The following is a 17,424-nucleotide window of genomic DNA, read 5'->3' on the forward strand; positions in this document are numbered from 1 at the left end:
CGCTCAGGACTTCACCAGTACACACAGGGAGCAACCGGAATGGGTTCGGTTCGCGTAGCCATCGTCGGCGTGGGCAACTGCGCCGCCTCGCTGGTGCAGGGCGTCGAGTTCTACAAGGACGCTGACCCGGAGACCAAGGTCCCCGGCCTCATGCACGTCCAGTTCGGCGACTACCACGTCGGTGACGTCGAGTTCGTCGCCGCGTTCGACGTCGACGCGAAGAAGGTCGGCCTCGACCTCTCGGACGCCATCGGCGCCTCGGAGAACAACACCGTCAAGATCTGCGACGTCCCGAACTCGGGCGTCCAGGTCCAGCGCGGCCACACGCTCGACGGTCTCGGCAAGTACTACCGCGAGACGATCGAGGAGTCCGACGAGGCCCCGGTCGACGTCGTCCAGATCCTCAAGGACAAGCAGGTCGACGTTCTCGTCTGCTACCTGCCCGTCGGTTCCGAGGACGCGGCGAAGTTCTACGCGCAGTGCGCCATCGACGCCAAGGTCGCGTTCGTCAACGCTCTCCCGGTCTTCATCGCCGGCACCAAGGAGTGGGCGGACAAGTTCACCGAGGCGGGCGTCCCGATCGTCGGCGACGACATCAAGTCGCAGGTCGGCGCCACCATCACGCACCGCGTGATGGCGAAGCTGTTCGAGGACCGCGGTGTCCGTCTTGAGCGCACCATGCAGCTCAACGTCGGCGGCAACATGGACTTCAAGAACATGCTGGAGCGCGACCGCCTCGAGTCGAAGAAGATCTCGAAGACGCAGGCCGTCACCTCGCAGATCCGCGACCGCGAGCTGGGCGAGAAGAACGTCCACATCGGCCCGTCCGACTACGTCGCGTGGCTCGACGACCGCAAGTGGGCGTACGTCCGCCTCGAGGGCCGCGCCTTCGGCGAGGTCCCGCTGAACCTCGAGTACAAGCTCGAGGTCTGGGACTCCCCGAACTCCGCGGGTGTCATCATCGACGCCCTGCGTGCCGCGAAGATCGCCAAGGACCGCGGCATCGGCGGCCCGATCCTCTCCGCGTCCTCGTACTTCATGAAGTCCCCGCCGGTTCAGTACTTCGACGACGAGGCCTACGAGAACGTCGAGAAGTTCATCAAGGGCGAGGTCGAGCGCTGAGCGCCGACTTCTCCTGACGGCCGGCCCGGATGTTTCACGTGAAACGGTGAAGCATCTGCCGCCCGAGGCTGGTGAGGCCCCTGGATCGCACTCTCGTGCGCCGGGGGCCTTCCTCGTATGTGAGGCTGTGCCCCATGGCTGTCGTCCGTGACCTGCGCGTCCTGCTGTGTCTGCGTGACTTCCGGGGCCTGCTCACCCTGCGGCTGCTGTCCCAGGGGGCCGACGGCGTCTACCAGGTCGCGCTCGCCACCTACGTGGTCTTCTCCCCGGAGAAGCAGACCTCTCCCGCGGCGATCGCCTCCGCCATGGCCGTCCTGCTGCTGCCCTACTCCCTCGTGGGACCGTTCGCGGGCGTCCTGCTGGACCGCTGGCGGCGTCGCCAGGTCTTCCTCTACGGCAACCTCCTTCGCGTCGTGCTCGCCTCCGCGACGGCCGGGCTCATGCTGAGCCAGGCGCCGGACTGGCTCTTCTACGCCTCCGCGCTCTGCGTCACCGCGGTCAACCGTTTCGTTCTGTCGGGTCTTTCGGCCGCCCTCCCGCGCGTGGTCGACACCGACCGTCTTGTCACCGCCAACGCGCTCTCACCGACCGCGGGGACGCTCGCCGCGACCGTGGGCGGCGGCCTGGCCTTCGTGGTGCGCCTCGTCGCCTCGGACTCGGACGCGGCCGTCGTGCTGCTGGGCGCCTTCCTCTACCTCTGCGCGGCCCTCGCCTCGCTGCGCATGGACGTACAGCTGTTGGGGCCGGATCCCGAGCTGGTGCGGCCACGCCTCGCCTCCGCACTGTCCGGTGCGGCGCGGGACCTCGCCTCCGGCGTGCGGCATCTCGCCTCCCGCCCGGCCGCCGCGCGCGCTCTGGCCGCGATGACGGCCATGCGGTTCTGCTACGGCGCCCTGCTCGTCATGGTGCTGATGCTGTGCCGGTACGCGTGGTCGTCCACGGATGCACGGGGTCTGGCGCTGCTCGGCACGGCGGTGGGGATCTCGGGGGCAGGGTTCTTCGTCGCCGCTGTCGTCACCCCCGCCGCCGTGGGGCGCTTCGGTCCGGGCGGCTGGATGGCGATCTGTGCCGGTGTCGCCGCCGTTCTGGAACTCGCCCTGGGACTGCCCTTCGAGCCGGGACCGACCATGGTCGCCGCCTTCGTCCTGGGACTGACCACACAGGGCGCCAAGATCGCCACCGACACCGTCGTGCAGTCGTCCGTCGACGACGGATTCCGCGGCCGGATCTTCTCCGTCTACGACGTTCTCTTCAACGCGTCGTTCGTCGCCGCCGCCGGAGTGGCGGCGCTGATGCTGCCGCCCGACGGGCGCTCGGTTCCGCTCGTGGTCCTGGTGGCGTCGGTCTACGCCGCTGTCGCGCTGACGATGCGCGGCCGTCGTTTCACGTGAAACAACCGCGCCCCTCGATGCAAGCGGGGCTCTGTTTCACGTGAAACAGAGCCCCGCCATCACAGAAGAGCGCGTCAGTCCTGGGCCTGACTCGCCCACCACTCCTTGAGCGCCGCGACCGCCGCTTCATGCTCCATCGGCCCGTTCTCCAGCCGCAGTTCGAGCAGGAACTTGTAGGCCTGGCCGATCACCGGCCCAGGGGTCACACCCAGAGTCTCCATGATCTGGTTGCCATCCAGGTCCGGACGGATCGAGTCCAGCTCCTCCTGCTCCTGGAGACGCTCGATGCGCTCCTCCAGGCCGTCGTAGGCCCGCGAGAGCGTGTTCGCCTTGCGCTTGTTGCGGGTCGTGCAGTCGGAACGGGTCAGCTTGTGCAGCCGCCCCAGGAGCGGCCCGGCGTCGCGCACGTAGCGGCGTACGGCGGAGTCCGTCCACTCACCGGTGCCGTAGCCGTGGAAGCGCAGATGCAGCTCGACGAGACGGGAGACGTCCTTCACCAGCTCGTTGGAGTACTTGAGCGCGGTCATGCGCTTCTTCGTCATCTTGGCGCCGACCACCTCGTGGTGGTGGAAGGAGACCCGGCCGTCCTTCTCGAAGCGGCGCGTGCGGGGCTTGCCGATGTCGTGCAGCAGGGCCGCGAGGCGCAGCGTCAGGTCCGGGCCTTCGGTCTCCAGCGCCATCGCCTGCTCCAGGACGATCAGCGTGTGATCGTAGACGTCCTTGTGACGGTGGTGCTCGTCGCGCTCCAGACGCAGGGCCGGCAGCTCGGGCAGGACGCGCTCGGCCAGGCCGGTGTCGACGAGCAGGGTGAGGCCCTTGCGCGGGTGCGCCGAGAGGATCAGCTTGTTCAGCTCGTCCCGGACGCGCTCGGCGGAGACGATCTCGATCCGGTCGGCCATCGCCGTCATCGCGGCGACGACCTCGGGAGCGACCTCGAAGTCGAGCTGCGCGGCGAAGCGGGCGGCCCGCATCATCCGCAGTGGGTCGTCGGAGAAGGAGGCCTCGGGGGTGCCCGGGGTGCGCAGGACGCGCTCGGCCAGGTCCTGAAGTCCGCCGTGCGGGTCGATGAAGTCCTTCTCCGGGAGCGCGACGGCCATCGCGTTCACGGTGAAGTCCCGGCGGACGAGGTCCTCCTCGATCGAGTCGCCGTACGACACCTCGGGCTTGCGGGAGGTGCGGTCGTACGCCTCGGAGCGGTACGTCGTGACCTCGACCTGGAAGCTCTGGTCCACACCGTCGACACGGGCGTCCTTCTGGCAGCCGACGGTGCCGAAGGCGATCCCGACCTCCCAGACCGCGTCGGCCCACGGCCGGACGATCTTGAGAACGTCCTCGGGGCGGGCGTCGGTGGTGAAGTCCAGATCGTTGCCGAGCCTGCCGAGCAGTGCGTCCCGGACCGAACCGCCGACCAGGGCGAGAGAGAACCCGGCCTCCTGGAATCGGCGGGCGAGGTCGTCTGCGACAGGCGAGACGCGCAGCAATTCGCTGACCGCGCGGTGCTGTACCTGGCTCAGGGCACTGGGGTTGTCTTCATTGGCGTTCGGCACAACAGGACAGGGTACGTGGCTCTCAGCGCCCGGGCCGAACCGTTAGCCGGGGCCGAGGCGTCCTCACGAATGCGGCCCCCTACCCTGGCTGCACGATCTTGTGGGGCGGACCCAGGCACTCAGGCACAGCCCTGCTCGTTACGATGCGTGGACACATCTGCGACCACTGACGACGACGAGGGACGGACGAGCGCGTGGCCGAGGCGGCAGACTACCCAGGGATGAGTCCCTCACCTGCCCGCCGACTGCTGCGGCGCACGGGAGCCCTGCTCGCCGCGGCGCCGCTGCTCGCGGCGCCCACACTCCTGGTCGGCGCCCTGCCCGCCCAGGCCGAGACCCCAGCCGTCGCCGCCGCGGCGGCGACCGGCACGAGAACGGTCGACGTGGCGGTGAACGAGCTGTCGCCGAGCGCACCGGTCGACGGCGACACCCTGACCATCAAGGGCAAGGTCACCAACGAGGGCAGGCAGACCGTCACCGACGCGCACATCGGCCTGCGGGTCGGCACGTCGTACGGCGGACGCACGGCGGTGGACGAGGCGGCGAAGAACGGGACGGGGGGCACTCCGGACGGCTCCGAGGTCGCGAGCAAGTACGCGGAGAAGTTCGCGAAGCTGGAGCCCGGTGTCACCCAGGACTTCACGCTGTCCGTCCCCGTGAAGGCGCTGAACCTGGGCGCCGACGGGGTCTACCAGATCAGCGCCGCCCTCATGGGGCAGACCGCGGCCGCCCCGTACCAGCAGACGCTCGGCATCCAGCGGACGTTCCTGCCCTGGCAGCCCGACGCCGCCGGTACGAAGACGAAGACGACGGTCCTGTGGCCGCTGATCTCCGAGACCGGCCTCACGGCCGAGACGGGGACGAACGAGACGCAGACCGCCGTCTTCGGCAACGACGACCTCGCCGAGGAGATCGCTCCGGGTGGCCGCCTCCAGCAGATGCTGGCGCTCGGCAGCTCGCTGGACGTCACCTGGGTGATCGACCCCGATCTGCTCGCCTCGGTCGACGCCATGACGGAGGCGTACAAGGTCAAGGGCGCCAACGGCAGGCTCACCTCGGGCAGGCACCAGGCCGTCGCCAACGAATGGCTGAAGGACCTCCAGGCCGCGGTGCAGCACCGGAAGGTGGTCACGCTGCCGTTCGCCGACCCCGACCTGGCCTCGCTGGCCCACAACGGCACGAAGGTCACCGGCTCGCTGAGCCACCTGAAGGACGCCACGGACGCCGCCGTGAAGGCCGTGGACACGATCCTCCACGTGACGCCGGACGCGTCCTACGCGTGGCCCGTCGAGGGCGCCGTCGACCGGGACATCGTCAAGGTCGCCACGTCCGCCGGCGCCAACAAGATCATCACGCGCAGCGACAGTCTCGGGGAGTCCGACAGCCTCTCGTACACGCCGTCCGCCGCGCGGCCCATCGGCGGCGGCACCACCGCGGTGGTCGCCGACGCGCGGCTGTCGACTGCGTTCCAGGGCGACATGACGAGCGCCGAGCGCTCCACGCTCGCCGTGCAGGAGTTCCTCGCGCAGAGCCTGATGCTCGACCGGCAGACGGACCGCGCGCGCACCGCCCTCATCGCCCCGCAGCGCACGCCCACGGCCAGCCAGGCCCAGACGATGGCCAAGGCCGTGGCGGAGCTCCAGGGCGGCACCTGGACACAGTCGCAGAGCCTGTCCGCGACCGCCTCGGCGAAGCCGGACCCGGGCGCGACGACCCGTGTGCCGTCCACCCGCGCATACCCCTCGAAGCTCCGCAAGCAGGAGCTGCCGCAGGCGGCCTTCGAGCAGATCCAGGCCACCCAGCGCGAGCTGGAGAACTTCAAGGTCGTCCTGACCGACGAGTCGCGTGTGGTGACGCCGTTCGGGCGGGCCGTGGACCGGGAGATGTCCACCTCCTGGCGCGGCAGGACCGCGGAGTCGGACGGCTTCCGCACCGGCGTCTCGGAGTATCTGTCCGGCCTCACCGAGCAGGTGTCGCTGATCGACAAGTCCGAGGTGAAGCTCTCCGGACGCAGCGCGACCATCCCGGTGTCGGTGCAGAACAATCTGTGGCAGGACGTCGACCACCTCAAGCTGCGGCTCACGTCCGACAACGGCACCCGTCTGAAGATCGGTGACGGCGCCTCCCAGGACCAGGAGGTGACGATCACCAGTGGCCACAGCCAGTCCGTGAAGTTCACCACCACGGCCAAGGCGACCGGGCCCGTGTGGGTCTACGCCCAGCTCCTCACCGAGGACAACCAGCCGTACGGCAAGCAGATCGCCTTCCAGGTCGACGTCACCGAGGTCACGCCGACCGTGATGCTCGTCATCGCCGGCGGCGTCCTGCTGCTGGTGCTGGCCGGGTTCCGCATGTACACCCAGCGCAAGCGCGCCGCCGCCGAGAAAGCCGACGAGCCCGAAGAGCCGGGTACGGAAGGCACGGACGCCGCGGACGGCTCCGATGACTCGGACGGCCCGCGGGACGACGCGGAATCGGCAGCGCAGGAGAAGCCCGAGGACGACGCGGCATCCCCCGCACGGGCAGACGTCCCGCAGCAGCCGAGTGACCCGATGGCTGACACCGCTTCCGAAAGCACGGCCCCGTCGGGCACGGGTGAGAGAGTGGACCGTTGAGCGATGTCGTGGCCGGTGGGCCGGGGACGATGAGGTGGGGTAACCATGAACGCGCCGTACGACGGTGATCGTGGCCAGGGCTCGGGCGGCTCCGCCTCGGGCGACGGCCACCCGTACACCGGCTCACACGGTGCCGGCGGGCAGGTCCCGCCGCCCCAGCCGGGTCCCGACGCGTACCCGCAGGACGCGTACGTCCAGGACGCCTATGACCAGGATCCGTACCGCGGGCAGGACCTGACCGCGCAGGACCCGGTCGGCGAGGCGCTGTACGACCGTGCCGCGCACCCGCCGCCGCCCCCGGGCACGTACCAGGCGCAGCAGCCGCTCTACGCGCCGCCCGCGAACCAGTACCAGCCGGACCCGCGCGTGTGGGCTCAGACGCCGCCGCCGGAGCCGGAGGGCCCCACGCAGTACCTGCCGTACGGCGACGACGCGCGGACGACGCAGTTCGTGGGCGTCGACGACCTGGTGACGCAGGCGAGCGAGGAGCGGCACGAGCCGGACGCCTTCGCGCACCTCTTCCGCGACCAGCAGCCCGGCTACAGCGGTGGCCGGGCGCCGGCCCCGCAGCCCGTCGACGACCCGACCCAGGTCCTCGGCCAGGCCACGGTGCCCGTCCCGCCGCCGGCCGCCGCGCCCGCTCCCGCGGCCCCCAAGAAGGGCGGCCGCGCCTCCAGCCTCATGAAGTCGAGCGCGGTGATGGCGGCGGGCACGCTCGTCTCCCGCCTCACCGGCTTCGTCCGCACGATGGTGATCACCGCGGCGCTCGGCGCCGGCCTGCTCGGTGACACCTGGACCGTCGCGTACACGCTGCCGACGATGATCTACATCCTGACCGTCGGCGGCGGCCTCAACTCGGTGTTCGTGCCGCAGCTGGTGCGCGCCATGAAGGACGACGAGGACGGCGGCGAGGCCTTCGCCAACCGGCTGCTCACGCTGGTGATGGTGGTGCTCGCGGTCATCACGGCGCTCGTGGTTTTCGCGGCACCGCTGCTGATCCACCTGATGTCGAACCCGGTGGCCAGCGACCCGGACGCGAACCGGGTCGGCATCGCCTTCGCCCGCTACTGCCTGCCCACGATCTTCTTCATGGGCGTGCACGTGGTCATGGGCCAGATCCTGAACGCCCGCGGGAAGTTCGGCGCGATGATGTGGACCCCGGTCCTCAACAACATCGTCATGATCTTCACGTTCGGCATGTTCCTGTGGGTCTACGGCCCCTGGTCGCAGACGGAGATGGCGGTCAAGACCATCCCCGACGAGGCTGTCACCCTCCTGGGCATCGGCACCCTGCTGGGCCTGGTCGTGCAGTCGCTGGCGATGATCCCGTACCTGCGTGAGACCGGCTTCCGCTTCCGGCTCCGGTTCGACTGGAAGGGCCACGGCCTCGGCAAGGCCGTCAAGCTCGCCAAGTGGACCGTGCTGTTCGTCCTCGCCAACCAGGCGGGCGTCGTCGTCGTCACCCAGCTCGCCACCGCGGCGGGCAAGGCGTCCCCCGTGGACGGCACCGGCATCATGGGCTACTCCAACGCCCAGCTGATCTGGGGCATGCCGCAGGCGATCATCACCGTCTCGGTCATGGCCGCGATGCTGCCGCGCATCTCCCGCTCCGCCCACGACGGCGACTCGGGCGCGGTCCGCGACGACATCTCCTCCGGCCTGCGCACCTCGGCCGTGGCGATCGTCCCCGTCGCGTTCATGTTCGTGGCGCTCGGCATCCCGATGTGCACCCTGCTCTTCGGCTCCAGCGGCATCGAGTCCGCACAGTCCATGGGCTACATCCTCATGGCGTTCGCTCTCGGCCTGATCCCGTACTCCGTGCAGTACGTCGTCCTCCGCGGCTTCTACGCGTACGAGGACACCCGCACGCCCTTCTACAACACGGTGATCGTCGCCGCGGTCAACGCCGCCGCGTCCGCCCTGTGCTACGTGATCCTGCCCGCCCGCTGGGCCGTCGTCGGCATGGCCCTCTCGTACGGTCTCGCCTACGCGATCGGCGTCGGTGTCGCGTGGCGGCGGCTGCGCAAGCGGCTCGGCGGCGACCTGGACGGTGCGAACGTCGTTCGTACGTACGCGCGGCTCTGCCTGGCGTCCGTACCCGCTACGGTCATCAGCGGTGGAATCGGGTACGCGCTCACCAAGGCCCTCGGCCACGGCGTGCTCGGCTCGATCGCGGCGCTGCTCGTGGGCTCGGTGGCGCTGCTCGGTGTCTTCTACGTAGCGGCCCGCAAGATGCGAATCGAAGAACTCAATTCACTGGTCGGAATGGTCCGTGGCCGTCTCGGTCGCTGACTCGGCCCGAAGTGCGCACAACCATCGGCGACCACTGCGTGTCGTGCATAGCGCCGGACTGTGGGCACAATTGGCTTTGGCGTCGCAGTGAGTGCAACGGATGGGGAGGCAGGAACGACGGTGGCGGAACGGAGCACGGCTGCCGTCGACGTGGCCGACAACGGCGGGGACGAACCGCTGACCGCCAAAGCGGACAAGGCGGAGCGAGCCACGACCGACGGTGTGGTCGACAGCGGGCAGCGGGACAGCACGGCGTCAGGGACGCCTGTGGACACCGCGGAGACGGGCACGCACGTGAGCCCCGGTAAGACATCACCTCCCGAGCTGCACAGCGGGCACAAGCTCGCCAGGCGCTATCGGCTCGAAGAGTGCGTCACACGTCTGGACGGTTTCAGCAGCTGGCGCGCGGTGGACGAGAAGCTGCGCCGCGCCGTCGGCGTGCACCTGCTGCCCGCCGACCATCCGCGGGCACGCTCGGTACTCGCCGCCGCCCGTTCGTCGGCGCTGCTCGGCGATCCCCGCTTCGTCCAGGTCCTGGACGCGGTCGAGGAGAACGATCTCGTCTACGTGGTCCACGAGTGGCTGCCCGACGCCACCGAGCTGACCACGCTGCTCGCGGTGGGCCCGCTCGAGGCGCACGACGCGTACGACATGGTCACGCAGGTCTCGCACGCCATGGCCGCGGCGCACCGCGAAGGCCTCGCGCATCTGCGGCTCACGCCGAGCGCCGTGCTGCGCACCTCCACGGGCCAGTGGCGCATCCGCGGCCTCGCGGTGAACGCGGCGCTGCGCGGGATCACCTCCGACACCCCGCAGCGCACCGACGCCGAGGCGATCGGCGCGCTCCTGTACGCCTCCCTGACGCAGCGGTGGCCGTACGAGAACGACGCCTACGGCCTGGCCGGGCTGCCCAAGGACGTCGGGCTCATCGCGCCGGACCAGGTGAAGGCCGGCGTCCACCGCGGTCTCTCCGAGCTCGCCATGCGCGCGCTCGCCAACGACGGGGCCACCGCGTCCCGCCAGGAGCCCCCGTGCACCACGCCGGAGGACCTGGTGAAGGCCATCGGGGAGATGCCCAAGATCCGCCCGCCGGAGCCCGCGTTCACCGCGCCGCCGGAGTACCAGCGCACCACCTACCAGCAGGGCACCTACGGCCGCTCCGCCGCGCCCGGTGCCACGCAGGTGATCCCCACACCGCCGCCTCCACTGCAGAGTCGTACCGGAAAGGCTCTGAAGTGGGCCGTCTCGGCACTGCTGATCGCCGCTCTGGGTCTCGGCAGCTGGCAGCTCGCGGACGCCCTCATGGACCGGGGCAACTCCAGCGGGACGGAGGAGACCCACACCACGGACGACGACGGCGGCAAGGGCGAAAAGAAGATCGCCAAACCGATCAGCATCGCCGGAGCCAAGGAGTTCGTCGCCTCGGGCGACGCCCAGGCCCCGGGGGAGGTCGGCAAGACGTACGACGACGACAGCTCGTCCTACTGGCGCACTCACACCTTCATCGACGGCCCCAAGATCGTCATAAAGCCGGGTGTGGGCATTGTGTACGACCTCGGTTCCGCCCAGGATGTGTCGACGGCGTCGATAAAGTTCCGCTACGAGGGCGACCACACCACGGTCGCGCTGTACGCCTCGGATTCACTCAGCCCCAGCCCGTCCGCCCTGGACGGCATGAAGCGGATCGGCGCCAAGACGGACACGACGAGTACGTCGCTGAGCATCAAGGCCGACAAGCCGGTCAAGACGCGGTACGTGCTCGTGTGGCTGACCGCGATGCCTCGCGCGGGTCAGGACGGCTACAGCCGCGCCGGCTACAAGCAGGCCATCACGGATGTGAAGTTCACCGGCTGACGCACCGGGGCTCCTCGGAGCCCACCACGGGGAGGGGGTTCGGCAGTGGACGACGCCTACGGCGGAGCGAGCGATCAGGACCTCCTCGCCCGCCACGTCGCGGGGGACAAGGACGCCTTCGGCGAGATAGTGCGCCGGCACCGGGACCGGCTGTGGGCGGTGGCCCTGCGGACGCTGGGGGACCGCGAGGAGGCGGCCGACGCGGTGCAGGACGCACTCGTCTCCGCGTACCGTGCCGCGCACACCTTCCGCGGGCAGTCCGCCGTCACGACCTGGCTGCACCGCATCACCGTCAACGCGTGCCTGGACCGGGCCCGCAAGGCGGCCTCCCGCCGAACCGCGCCGGTGGACGACACCGAACGCCTCGAGCAGCTGCTAGAGCCCCACGAATCGGCGGCCGCGCCCGCCGAGCGCAATGATCTGCACCGCGAGCTCCTGGGCGCCCTGGAGTCCCTTCCGGCCGATCAGCGGGCGGTACTCGTCCTCGTCGACATGCAGGGCTACCCGGTGGCGGAGGCCGCCAGAATCCTCGATGTCCCCACGGGAACCGTGAAGAGCCGTTGTGCCCGGGGTCGAGCCCGACTGCTTCCCCTCCTGTCACACCTGCGGACGGAGAGCGGCGAAGAGGGCGATGGCAAGAACCCGCCCCCCGGAAGGAACCGTCCGGAGGGGACATCCGTCCCACCCGCAGCGGGACCTCGGGACGAGGCCGGACCACATGACTCGACTGCGGTGAAGGGCGGAGGTGGGCGAGCGTGACATCCACGGCCGACACGGCAGAACACCCCGAGGTCACCGAGATCTCCGATCTCGCCGAGGGCCTGCTGCCACCGTCCCGCAGTTCCGACATCCGCCGGCACCTCGACGGCTGCATTCTGTGCGCCGATGTCTACTCCTCGCTGGAAGAGATCCGCGGACTGCTCGGCACCCTTCCCGACGCACCCCGGATGCCCGAGGACGTCGCCGCGCGCATCGACGCCGCCCTGGCCGCGGAAGCCCTCCTGAACGTCGTCGCGTACGAGGACGAGGAGAGCGACGAGGACGATGGGCGTGAAACGGCGTCTGTTTCACGTGAAACATCGACCGAGCGTTCCGGCTCCGCACCGCGCCCCGTCGACCGGCCCTCGGGACACGCCCCCTCCGCGACCGGGCCGGGTCGAAGGACACGCCTCGCCCGGCGCCGCACCGGCGCCGCCATCGGAGCCGTGCTCACCGCCGCCGCGATCGGGACGGGCGTTCTGCTCGTGCAGAGCGGGGGCGGCACCTCGACCGTGGGCAAGACACCGCCCAGCGCCAGCCAGAGCGCGTCCAGCTTCGCCAAGGCCAACCTCGAGTCGAAGGTCTCCGAGCTGCTGCGCGAGGGAGGCCCGGCATCACTCGGGACAGAGGGCGTCACCCCCAAGTCGTCGCCGAAGAACCCCGAGGTTCCGAAAGCCGCCATGGCCCCACCGGCGTGCGTCCAGCGCGGCACGCACCGCAATGAGGATCCTCTCGGGTTCAAGCAGGGCACGTACGAAGGGAAAGCCGTCTATCTCCTCGTGCTGCCCCACAGGAGCGATCCGGTCCACCGCGTCACGGCGTTCGTCGTCGACGCGTCCTGCGCGGCGAAGAACTCCTCCGCGGCGGGCGAGCTGCTGTACACCCACTCCTACAAGCGCGGCTGAACGGCATCCGAGGACGGTCCCGGCGTGCGCCCGGACACGTCGGGAATGCATGCCCCGTAGGATCCGTTGGGTGGGGTGAGAGTCCTGAGAAGAGGCTCCCCCGGCAGTACGCAGCAGTCCCGTAGAGACGAGGAATCAAGCCGTGAGTGACGTCCGTAACGTGATCATCATCGGCTCCGGGCCCGCCGGCTACACGGCGGCGCTCTACACCGCGCGCGCGTCGCTGAAGCCGCTGGTGTTCGAGGGCGCCGTCACCGCGGGTGGCGCCCTGATGAACACCACCGAGGTGGAGAACTTCCCGGGCTTCCAGGACGGCATCATGGGCCCCGAGCTCATGGACAACATGCGCGGCCAGGCCGAGCGCTTCGGCGCCGAGCTCATCCCCGACGACGTCGTGGCCGTCGACCTCACCGGTGAGATCAAGACCGTCACCGACACCTCGGGCACCGTGCACCGCGCGAAGGCCGTCATCGTCACCACCGGCTCCCAGCACCGCAAGCTGGGCCTGCCGAACGAGGACGCGCTGTCCGGTCGTGGCGTCTCCTGGTGCGCGACCTGTGACGGGTTCTTCTTCAAGGACCAGGACATCGCCGTGATCGGCGGCGGCGACACCGCGATGGAGGAGGCCACCTTCCTCTCGCGCTTCGCCAAGTCCGTGACGATCGTCCACCGCCGTGACACCCTGCGCGCCTCCAAGGCGATGCAGGAGCGTGCCATCGCCGACCCGAAGATCAAGTTCGTGTGGGACAGCGAGGTCGCGGAGATCAAGGGCGACCCGAAGCTCGCCGGTCTGACGCTGCGCAACCTGAAGACGGGCGAGACGTCCGAGCTGCCCGTGACGGGTCTGTTCATCGCGATCGGCCACGACCCGCGCACGGAGCTCTTCAAGGGCCAGCTCGAACTCGACGACGAGGGCTACCTGAAGGTCCAGGCCCCGTCGACGCAGACGAACCTGACCGGTGTCTTCGGCGCCGGTGACGTCGTGGACCACACCTACCGTCAGGCGATCACGGCGGCCGGCACCGGCTGCTCCGCCGCTCTCGACGCCGAGCGCTTCCTCGCGGCCCTGGCCGACGGCGAGGCCGCCGAGCCCGAGAAGACCCCGACCGCCACCGTCTGACCCCCGACTTCCCCCTCTCGCACCCCCATAGAAAAGAGGAGCCCGCTGTGGCCGGCAACCTGAAGAACGTGACGGACGCCTCCTTCGACGAGGACGTCCTGAAGAGCGACAAGCCCGTCCTGGTCGACTTCTGGGCCGCCTGGTGCGGTCCGTGCCGCCAGATCGCCCCGTCGCTCGAGGCGATCGCGGCCGAGTACGGCGACAAGATCGAGATCGTCAAGCTCAACATCGACGAGAACCCGGGCATCGCCGCCAAGTACGGCGTCATGTCCATCCCGACCCTGAACGTCTACCAGGGTGGCGAGGTCGCCAAGACCATCGTCGGTGCCAAGCCGAAGGCCGCCATCGTGCGCGACCTCGAGGACTTCATCGCGGAGTAATGCTCCACCGACGCCGTTCCGCGAACGGCGGGCGTTGTTTCACGTGAAACATGAACGGGCCGACCCGAGAGGGTCGGCCCGTTCGGCGTTTCCGGTCCCTCACAGCGGCCGGAGCGCGGGCTCCTTCTGTACCGCCCCGAGAAGCCGGTCCAGCGCCATCTCCACGTCCTCTTTCCACGACAGCGTCGTCCGCAGTTCCAGCCTCAGCCGCGGGTACGAGGGGTGGGGGCGGACGGTCTTGAAGCCGACGGCCAGGAGATGGTCGGCGGGCAGCAGACAGGACGGCTCTTTCCACTGCGCGTCGCCGAAGGCCTCGATCGCTTTGAAGCCTCTGCGCAGAAGATCCTTCGCGACGGTCTGGACGATGACCCGCCCCAGCCCCTGGCCCTGATGGCTCGGCATGATCGAGGCCGTCATCAGTTGGACGGCGTCAGGGGAGACCGGGCTCGTCGGGAACGAGAGGGACCGTGGGACATAGGCAGGGGGCGCGTAGAGCACGAAGCCGACCGGGACATCGTCGACGTAGACGACGCGGCCGCAGGAGCCCCACTCCAGCAGGACCGCCGAGATCCACGCTTCCTTCTCCAGCTCCGGTGTCCCCGCCTTCACCGCGGCTTGGCCGCTGACCGGGTCCAGCTCCCAGAAGACACACGACCGGCACCGCTTGGGAAGGTCCGGGAGGTTGTCCAGCGTGAGCGGTACGAGCCGACGCCCCATGAAGGCAGTTCCTCGCTTTCTGCGCCGGCCGCAGCGCGGGCGGCTGTCAGAGCGCCTCGTTCCCTGAGCAGACTGCCGACGAACCCGCCGACGGCGCCCAGTCCGAGACCTGCGGTCATCAGTCCGGTACGACTCACCGATCGCATGACCCCGCCCCCTTGAGGTACTGCCGGGTGGATGCGCTCTTCCCGATCGCATCGTAACCACGATGCGATTCCATCGATACCGTAAGAAAGCAAAGAGCGGGCCGTGTTCCGGTACACACCGGACACAGCCCGCTCCCAGGCACAGCACAGAACGGTCAGTCCTGTTCGTCGCCCTCGGTCTCCTCGGAGAGCCCGTTCTGAAGAACCGGTCCTTCGCCGGGAGCCAGCGAGCCGAGGATGCGCTCCAGATCATCCATCGAGGCGAACTCGACGACGATCTTCCCCTTCTTCTGGCCCAGGTCGACCTTCACCCGCGTCTCGAACCGGTCCGAGAGCCGCGTCGCGAGACTGCTCAGTGCCGGGGAGACCCGCGCGCCGGCCCGCGGCCCCTTGGCCCGGGTCGTGCTCGTGGGCCGCGATCCCATGAGGGTCACGATCTCCTCGACGGCCCGCACCGAGAGTCCCTCGGCGACGATGCGGTGAGCGAGCCGGTCCTGCTCCTCCGAGTCCTCGACGGAGAGCAGGGCTCGGGCATGTCCCGCGGACAGCACACCGGCCGCCACCCGGCGCTGTACGGCCGGCGAGAGCTTCAGCAGACGCAGGGTGTTGGAGACCTGCGGGCGGGAGCGACCGATGCGGTCCGCCAGCTGATCGTGCGTGCAGTTGAAGTCCTTGAGCAGCTGATCGTAGGCGGCCGCTTCTTCCAGCGGGTTCAGCTGCGCCCGGTGCAGGTTCTCCAGGAGCGCGTCGAGAAGGAGCTTCTCGTCCTCCGTGGCCCGCACGATGGCGGGGATGCGGTCGAGCCCCGCCTCACGCGTGGCCCTCCAGCGCCGCTCGCCCATGATGAGCTCGTAGCGCGCCGGCCCCACCTGTCGTACGACGACGGGCTGCAGGAGACCGACTTCCTTGATGGACGTGACGAGCTCGGCGAGGGCGTCCTCGTCGAACACATCACGCGGCTGGCGCGGGTTCGGCGTGATCGCGTCGAGTGGCAGCTCGGCGAAGTGCGCACCCGCGGGCCGGTCGAATTCGTCCGCAGCACCGGTCGCCGGCGCCTCGATTGTTTCCCGTGAAACATCGCTCTGCGACAGCGATGCCACCTTCGCCGCGGCCACTCCACGCTCTGCCGTCAGAACCGAGGCAGAGGCGGGAGAGGAGGAAACTCCTCCTCCTGAAGTCGCCGGGGCCGTCTTCTCAGGGGTGGGGGCAGCCGGAATCAGCGCGCCGAGACCACGGCCCAGTCCCCTCCGTCGCTCGCTCACTGAATCCCCTCCGAGGTGGTCTGCTGGTCAAGTTGAGTGCCTGTGTGGGCATGCTGGGCGTCGTAGTGGATACCGACGCCGCGCAGCGCCATCTCCCGCGCCGCCTCGAGGTAGGAGAGCGCACCGCTCGACCCCGGGTCGTAGGTCAGAACGGTCTGGCCGTAGCTCGGCGCCTCCGAGATACGGACCGAGCGAGGAATGCTCGTCCGCAGCACTTCCTTACCGAAGTGGTTGCGGACCTCGTCGGCGACCTGAGAGGCCAGCCGGGTGCGTCCGTCGTACATCGTGAGCAGGATCGTCGAGACGTGCAGCGCGGGGTTGAGGTGCCCGCGGACGAGATCCACGTTCCGCAGAAGCTGACCGAGGCCCTCCAGCGCGTAGTACTCGCACTGGATCGGGATCAGCACTTCCGCACCGGCCACCAGCGCGTTGACCGTCAGCAGACCGAGCGACGGCGGGCAGTCGATGAGGATGTAGTCCAACGGCTGCTCGTACGCCTGGATCGCTCGCTGCAGCCGGCTCTCACGGGCCACCAGGGAGACCAGCTCGATCTCCGCACCGGCGAGATCGATGGTGGCGGGAGCGCAGAAGAGCCCTTCCACATCCTCGACCGGCTGGACGACGTCCGAGAGCGGCCTGCTGTCCACCAGCACGTCGTAGATGGACGGCACTTCGGCGTGGTGGTCGATCCCCAGCGCCGTCGAGGCGTTGCCCTGTGGGTCCAGGTCGATCACCAGGACGCGCGCACCGTGCAGCGCGAGCGACGCGGCAAGGTTGACCGTCGTCGTGGTCTTGCCGACCCCGCCCTTCTGGTTGGCCACCACCATGACGCGGGTCTGCTCAGGACGTGGCAGGCCCTCGCCTGCACGGCCAAGAGCTTCCACTGCCAGTTGGGCAGCGCGACCGATGGGTGTGTCGTCCATCGGGGGCGGTGTTTCACGTGAAACATCCTCCCCCGCCGACTCGGTGCGGGGACCGGGGACCGGATCGGTCATCGGTCCCGCGATGTTGGCGTCGGACCGCAAGGATTCACTCTCCTCGACTTCAGGCTCGCAATGAACAGAGCCTCCCATGCCTTCGGGGTCAAGAACCAGCGAGGCCCGGTCTTCTGTGGATGAATCCCCCTCTGTGGACAACTCTGTGCCCGTGACAGGGGACGATTCAAGGGTTCCGAGGGGCTTACGGTCGCGGGGAGCGGCCGCTGCGCGGCCGCGACTGATGATGCCATGCAGCAGTGAGCGACGTTTCACGTGAAACACGATGCACCGCGACCCAGCACGCACCCGTGCGACACCCCGAGATGCGTACGTTTGA

Annotated in this window: 13 protein-coding genes; 9 read left to right on the forward strand and 4 right to left on the reverse strand. The window is 69.3% G+C overall.

Features of this window, described 5'->3' with window-relative positions; genetic code table 11:
- The first annotated feature begins 39 nt into the window (after positions 1-39).
- Positions 40-1,122, forward strand: a complete 1,083-nt coding sequence (locus ABZ930_RS03450; protein WP_361540694.1) for an inositol-3-phosphate synthase — start codon at positions 40-42, stop codon at positions 1,120-1,122.
- 134 nt (positions 1,123-1,256) lie between these two features.
- Positions 1,257-2,513, forward strand: a complete 1,257-nt coding sequence (locus ABZ930_RS03455; RefSeq protein ID WP_361540697.1) for an MFS transporter — start codon at positions 1,257-1,259, stop codon at positions 2,511-2,513.
- A 74-nt stretch (positions 2,514-2,587) separates the two neighbouring features.
- On the opposite strand, the gene ABZ930_RS03460 is transcribed toward ABZ930_RS03455, so the two are convergent.
- Complete coding sequence (locus ABZ930_RS03460) at positions 2,588-4,060, reverse strand: CCA tRNA nucleotidyltransferase (protein WP_361540700.1); 1,473 nt, start codon at positions 4,058-4,060, stop codon at positions 2,588-2,590.
- A 221-nt stretch (positions 4,061-4,281) separates the two neighbouring features.
- Here ABZ930_RS03460 and ABZ930_RS03465 point away from each other — a divergent pair, with 221 nt between their 5' ends.
- The 7 genes from ABZ930_RS03465 to trxA all read left to right on the forward strand — a co-directional run bounded on the left by ABZ930_RS03465 (position 4,282) and on the right by trxA (position 13,985).
- On the forward strand, positions 4,282-6,675 hold the full coding sequence (locus tag ABZ930_RS03465) for a DUF6049 family protein (protein ID WP_361540703.1): 2,394 nt from the start codon (positions 4,282-4,284) through the stop codon (positions 6,673-6,675).
- A gap of 45 nt (positions 6,676-6,720) precedes the next feature.
- The gene (murJ, locus tag ABZ930_RS03470) at positions 6,721-8,967 is read left to right on the forward strand and encodes a murein biosynthesis integral membrane protein MurJ (RefSeq protein WP_361540706.1); all 2,247 of its coding nucleotides are present in this window, start codon (positions 6,721-6,723) and stop codon (positions 8,965-8,967) included.
- A gap of 120 nt (positions 8,968-9,087) precedes the next feature.
- On the forward strand, positions 9,088-10,821 hold the full coding sequence (locus tag ABZ930_RS03475) for a protein kinase family protein (RefSeq protein WP_361540709.1): 1,734 nt from the start codon (positions 9,088-9,090) through the stop codon (positions 10,819-10,821).
- A 45-nt stretch (positions 10,822-10,866) separates the two neighbouring features.
- Positions 10,867-11,580 (forward strand): RNA polymerase sigma factor SigM, encoded by a 714-nt coding sequence (gene sigM, locus ABZ930_RS03480; RefSeq protein ID WP_361540712.1) that lies wholly within the window; start codon positions 10,867-10,869, stop codon positions 11,578-11,580.
- A complete protein-coding gene (locus ABZ930_RS03485) occupies positions 11,577-12,485 on the forward strand; it encodes a hypothetical protein (protein WP_361540715.1) in 909 nt (302 codons plus the stop codon). The genes sigM and ABZ930_RS03485 overlap by 4 nt, the downstream gene beginning before the upstream one ends.
- A gap of 142 nt (positions 12,486-12,627) precedes the next feature.
- Positions 12,628-13,605 (forward strand): thioredoxin-disulfide reductase, encoded by a 978-nt coding sequence (trxB, locus tag ABZ930_RS03490; RefSeq protein WP_361540717.1) that lies wholly within the window; start codon positions 12,628-12,630, stop codon positions 13,603-13,605.
- A gap of 47 nt (positions 13,606-13,652) precedes the next feature.
- The gene (trxA, locus tag ABZ930_RS03495; protein ID WP_361540720.1) at positions 13,653-13,985 is read left to right on the forward strand and encodes a thioredoxin; all 333 of its coding nucleotides are present in this window, start codon (positions 13,653-13,655) and stop codon (positions 13,983-13,985) included.
- Positions 13,986-14,084: 99 nt separating this feature from the next.
- Here the strand turns inward: trxA and ABZ930_RS03500 are convergent, their stop codons facing one another.
- The 3 genes from ABZ930_RS03500 to ABZ930_RS03510 form a co-directional block, all read right to left on the reverse strand.
- Complete coding sequence (locus ABZ930_RS03500; RefSeq protein WP_361540723.1) at positions 14,085-14,702, reverse strand: GNAT family N-acetyltransferase; 618 nt, start codon at positions 14,700-14,702, stop codon at positions 14,085-14,087.
- A gap of 301 nt (positions 14,703-15,003) precedes the next feature.
- Entirely contained in the window at positions 15,004-16,110 is a 1,107-nt protein-coding gene (locus ABZ930_RS03505; protein WP_361540725.1) for a ParB/RepB/Spo0J family partition protein, read from the reverse strand.
- Entirely contained in the window at positions 16,107-17,183 is a 1,077-nt protein-coding gene (locus ABZ930_RS03510; RefSeq protein ID WP_361540728.1) for a ParA family protein, read from the reverse strand. The genes ABZ930_RS03505 and ABZ930_RS03510 overlap by 4 nt, the downstream gene beginning before the upstream one ends.
- Positions 17,184-17,424 lie beyond the last annotated feature (241 nt).

Source organism: Streptomyces sp. NPDC046716 (assembly GCF_040645755.1).
GTDB lineage: Bacteria > Actinomycetota > Actinomycetes > Streptomycetales > Streptomycetaceae > Streptomyces.